The 5028-nt window shown below is 67.6% G+C and carries 3 protein-coding genes; 2 read left to right on the forward strand and 1 reads right to left on the reverse strand.

Annotated features, from left to right (window positions below):
- Positions 1–76 precede the first annotated feature (76 nt).
- Complete coding sequence (locus FVW27_RS07640; protein ID WP_167124060.1) at positions 77–943, forward strand: transporter substrate-binding domain-containing protein; 867 nt, start codon at positions 77–79, stop codon at positions 941–943.
- Between the two features lie 97 nt (positions 944–1040).
- Positions 1041–2114: an amino acid ABC transporter permease gene (locus FVW27_RS07645; protein ID WP_167124062.1), complete on the forward strand. Its 1074-nt coding sequence runs from the start codon at positions 1041–1043 to the stop codon at positions 2112–2114.
- 60 nt (positions 2115–2174) lie between these two features.
- Here the strand turns inward: FVW27_RS07645 and FVW27_RS07650 are convergent.
- A partial coding sequence (locus tag FVW27_RS07650) for a hybrid sensor histidine kinase/response regulator (protein WP_167124064.1) occupies positions 2175–5028 on the reverse strand: 2854 nt, incomplete at its 5' end.

Genomic DNA, 5028 nt, shown 5'->3' on the forward strand with positions numbered 1-5028 from the left:
CCGACCGGCGGCGCACCATGCCGCCGGGGCGCAGCCCGCGCGCCGCAACCGCGCGCCACGCAACGGAGGCACTCACATGCTTACGATTCCCTCTTCTGTCCGTCTGCACGGCCCAGCCCTGCTGCTGACCATCCTGCTGGTGCTTGCGGCGCTGCTGACGCCGCATGCCCCCGCCCGTGCGGCAGAGGCATCCGTACGCCAGAAACTGTCCGAGGAAAGCGTCATCGCGGGCGTGCTGGAGCGCGGCGTGCTGCGGGTGGGTTTTTCCACCTTCGTGCCATGGGCCATGCAGGACATCAGCGGCAAGTTCGTCGGCTTCGAGGTGGACGTGGCCACCCGCCTGGCGGAAGACTTGGGCGTGAAGGTGGAATTCGTGCCCACCAAGTGGTCGGGCATCATCCCCGCCCTGCTCACCGGCAAGTTCGACGTGATCATCGGCGGCATGAGCGTGAAGCCCGACCGCAATCTGAAGGTCAACTTCACCATTCCTTACGATTACGCGGGCATGGCCCTGATGGCCAACCGCGCCACGGCCAAGGGCTTCACCACTCTTGAAGACTTCGACAAGCCCGAGGTCACCATCGCCGCGCGCACCGGCAGCACGGCTGCGGCCGCGGCCAAAAAGCGTTTCCCCCGCGCCACCCTGCGCCTGTTCGACGACGAGGCCCCGGCCATCCAGGAAGTGCTGTCCGGGCGCGCCCACGCCATGGTTTCCAGCGCGCCGCTGCCCGCCTTCGAGGTGCTGAAGAACCCGGACAAGCTGTTCCTGCCGGTGCCCGGCACCTTCACCAGCGAGCCGGTGGGCTTTGCCGTGCGCAAGAGCGACGTGGATACCCTGAACGTGTTCGACAACTGGATCCGCCTGGTGGAAGCCGAGGGCTGGTTGAAGGAACGCAAACACTACTGGTTCGAAACCAACGAGTGGGAAGCGCGGCTGAAGTAGCCCGCCCCCGCCACGCGACGCACCGGGCCCGCACACGCGGCCCGGCGCGCCGTGCGGCAGTTCGCCCGCCGCATCCCGTCAACCGTCCCGGAGTGCCATGCTTCCTCGCCCGTTCCCGGCCCTGCCGCCGGAGCACAACGTCCCGGCCTTTCCCCCGCGTCTTCCGCATCAGGAACACGGGGACGATGAAGCGCGGCATGGCCACGCGACCGAAGCACCCACTGCAGTGGAGGACTTTCTGTCCCCCCCGGCCGCGCGGCGGCTGGACGCGGCCCTGCTGGCGCTGCTGCTGGCCGGCGGGACATGGCTGTTCCTGAACGCGGCAGGCCGTCTGGACTACCAATGGAACTGGAGCGTGGTGTGGCAGTACCTGCTGCGGCACGACGCGCAGCAGGTGGCACAGGGGGCGGGGGGCTGGGTGCCGGGCACGCTGACCCAGGGGCTGCTGGTTACGGTGCGCCTGGGGGTGTGGTCCACACTGCTGGCCCTGTGCATCGGCACGGGCATGGGTCTGCTGCGGGCCAGCCCGCACCTGTTCCGGCGAATGGTGGCGCGTACCTACGTGGAAGGGGTGCGCAACCTGCCGCCGCTGGTCCTGGTGTTCATCTTCCACTTCTTCGTGAGTTCGCAGTTCGCCCCGTTGCTGGCCGGACTGTTCGCTCCTGTGGCCGACGGCGTGGCGGACATGCTGCCCCCACAACTGTACCTGTCCGTGCAGGACTGGCTGATGCGGGCATCCTCCCTGCTGCTGGCGCCGCCCGGACAATTGCCGGTGTTCCTTTCCGGGGTCCTCGTTCTTGGCTTGTACGAAGGCGCCTACATCACCGAAATCGTGCGCGCCGGGCTGGAGGGCGTGGGGCGCGGCCAATGGGAGGCATCGGCCTCCACCGGGCTGACCCGGCGGCAGCAACTGCGCCACGTCATCCTGCCGCAGGCCTTCCGGCTCATCGTGCCGCCGCTGGCCGGGCAATTCATCTCCACCATCAAGGATTCGGCCATCCTGTCGGTGATCTCCATCCGCGAGCTGACCTTTCAGGGCATGGAACTGATGGCCGCCACCTACCTGACCTTCGAGATATGGCTCACGGTGGCGGCCCTGTACCTGATGCTGACCTTTTCCTGCTCGCTGGCGGCACGCCACGTGGAACGGCGCCTGCGCCGGGCCATATAGCCCGCGCGCGGCGCCGTCCTGCCGCCCCTGCCCGCCGCGGACAAGGTTGTTCGCCCATACCTAGGAATTATCCGGCAGTTTCTCCGTACGAGGCTCATCGAAAGACACCCGGGAAGCAGGGACGCCCACGAAACGGGACAGCACCCGGCGCAGCGCCTGCACGTCCACCGGCTTCTCGATGTAGTCGTCCATGCCCGCAGCCAGCAGGCGTTCGCGGTCGCCCTCCATGGCGTAGGCGGTCAGGGCGATAACCGGAATGTCCGACCCGCCCGGCAGGTCCGTGGCGGTGCGGATGGCCGCCGTGGCCTGCAAGCCGTCCATGACCGGCATCTGTACGTCCATGAGCACCGTGTCGAAGCGTCCGTCCCGCAGCGCCTGCAACGCCGCCGCGCCATCCCCCACGGCCAGGGCCTCGTAGCCCAGCTTCTCCAGCATCCAGAGCACGGTCAGCCGGTTCACGTGGTCGTCTTCCACCAGCAGCAGGCAGCCCTGGCGGGCAGACACGTCGGACAGCCCGTTGCGTGTCTGCTCCTGCACGGGCACCTGGTCCGTTTCGGCCATGGGCAGGCGCAAGGTCACGGTGGTGCCGCGCCCCTCCGCGCTGGTCATGGAAACCTCGCCCGCCATCAGTTCCACGATGCGCCGCACGATGGACAGCCCCAGACCGGCGCCGCCGTGCCTGCGCGACACGGCGTCCTCCACCTGGGTGAACGGCTCGAAGATGGTGCCCAGCATGTCGCCGGGTATGCCGATGCCGGTATCTTCCACATCGATGCACAGTGTGCCCCGCACGCCCTGCCTGCCCGGCCCGTCTGGCCCGTCTGGCCCTATCGGCCTGGCTGGCGGCTCGAACCGGGCCAGCAGCCGCACGTGCCCCCGGTCGGTGAACTTCACCGCATTCCCCACTATGTTCAGCAGCATCTGACGGATGCGCAGCGGGTCGCCCAGCAGGGCATGCGGCACGCCGTCCACCGCCGTCTCCAGCACGATATCCTTGCGGTCCGCCTCGGGCCGCAGCACGGCCAGCACCTCTTGTGCCAGTCCGGTGAAATCGAACGGCTCCTCGCGGATGGTCAGCCGCCCCGACTCCACCCGGGCCAGGTCCAGCAGATCGCCAAGCAGGCGCGTCAGGTTGCTGCCCGCCGCGTGGGCCACCTGCACGTAGCCGCGCTGCTCCGTGTCCAGAGGGGTGGCGTCCAGCAGTTGCAGCATGCCCAGCACCCCGTTCATGGGGGTGCGCAGTTCGTGGCTCATGTTGGCCAGAAAGGCGCTTTTGGCCCTGGTGGCGGCTTCCGCCGCCTCGCGCGCGTTGATCAGTTCGCGCTCGGCGTTCTTCCGTTCGGTGATGTCCAGGCCGTAGATGTTGGCGTAGCCTCCGTCGGCGATGGGGTTCACGGTCATGTCGTAAATGCGGTCGCAGCACTGGGCCTCGAAGGTCTGCACGGTCCAGGTGCGCAAGGCCTCGGCCACCACCCCGGCGAACTGCGCGGGAAAGGGGCCACCCATCTGCGCACCGAAGCAGTCGAGAAAAACACCGCTGGACCGGTTGGCGTGCAGCAGCACCAGATCCGGACTGACCCGCATGACCGGGTTGGGGTTCTCACCGGGAAAGCGCGCAAGATCGCGAATCTCGCGTTCCGCCCGTATCCGTTCGCTGACGTCGCGCACGAAGACCAGCGCGCCGTCGCGCATCCCCAGTCGGAAGGGCACGGCCGACGTTTCCGCATCCACCACGGTGCCGTCCCGGCGCTGAATGCGCACGTGCTCGCGTGGCACGGTACGGCGCTCCTCGTTCAGTTGGCGAATGCGTCCGACCACCGTATCCCGGTCGTCGGGATGGAAAAATTCCAGCACGCCCCGACCCATGATCTCCTTGGGATCCTCGACGCCGAACAACGCCCGTGCCGCCGGGTTGGCATAGGCGAACCTGCCCTCCTTCTGCAGAAAGATGGCCTCGGGAGCGTACTCCACCACCTGCCGGAAGCGCTCCTCGCTTTCGGCCAGGCGCCGTTCGAAGGCCTTGCGCTGCTGGATGTCCTCCACCACCGAGATGAAGTAGTCGGGCGTACCGTCGGCCTTGCGCACCAGGGCCACGGTCAGGTTCACCCACACCGGCTCACCGCCCTTGCGCAGATACTGTTTTTCCAGGCTGTAGGTGTCGATGGTTCCGGCCAACACCCGACGCATCTGCACAAGATCGCTGTCCAGATACTCGGGGTGCGTGATGTCCTGAAAGCGCAGTTTCACCAGTTCTTCAGGCGAATAGCCCACGATGTCGCACAGCTTGCCGTTGACGCGCAGCCAGCTTCCGTCCGGTGCCACCATGGCAAGGCCCACCGCCGCCTGCTCGAAGGTGGCCCGAAAGCGCGTTTCACTTTCGTCAAGTTCCGCCTTGTGCCTGGCCCGGTCGCGCAGTTCGGCGTGCACGCTGGCCTGCAGTTCTGCCGCCGTGAAGGGCTTCTGGATGTACCCCTGCACCACGCCGTGCAACAGATGGACGCGCAGTTCGTCGTCGGTCTTGGCGGTCAGCATCAGCACCGGCACATCGGCCATGCCGGGGTAGCGACGCAGTTGTTCCACCATGCGCTGGCCGTCCACGCGGGGCATCATCACGTCGCACACGATGAGGTCGGGCCGCAGGTCCAGCGCCTTGCGCAGCCCCTCTTCACCGTCGAAGGCCACGGCTACCTGATGGTACGGGCGCAGAATGTCCACGATGTAGGCGATCATGTCGCGGTTGTCTTCCACCACCAGCACCAGCCCGCCATCCCTGCCCGCTGCCTGGGCATGCTGCGGCAAGGGGCCGGACCCCGGCCAGTCAAGCCCCTGCACGTGGCTGCCCAACGGGGCAACGGGTTCCGCCGGGGCCACCTCCACGCCCGGGGGCGCGGTCAGCGGCAGCCGCACCAGGAAC

It is taken from the genome of Nitratidesulfovibrio liaohensis, from assembly GCF_011682075.1.
Classification (GTDB): Bacteria; Desulfobacterota; Desulfovibrionia; order Desulfovibrionales; family Desulfovibrionaceae; genus Cupidesulfovibrio; species Cupidesulfovibrio liaohensis.

What these genes read in the sequence shown, in the direction of transcription:
- FVW27_RS07640 (WP_167124060.1), top strand. Translation starts at nt 77, where the DNA reads ATGCTTACGATTCCCTCTTCTGTCCGTCTGCACGGCCCAGCCCTGCTG.
- FVW27_RS07645 (WP_167124062.1), top strand. Translation starts at nt 1,041, where the DNA reads ATGCTTCCTCGCCCGTTCCCGGCCCTGCCGCCGGAGCACAACGTCCCG.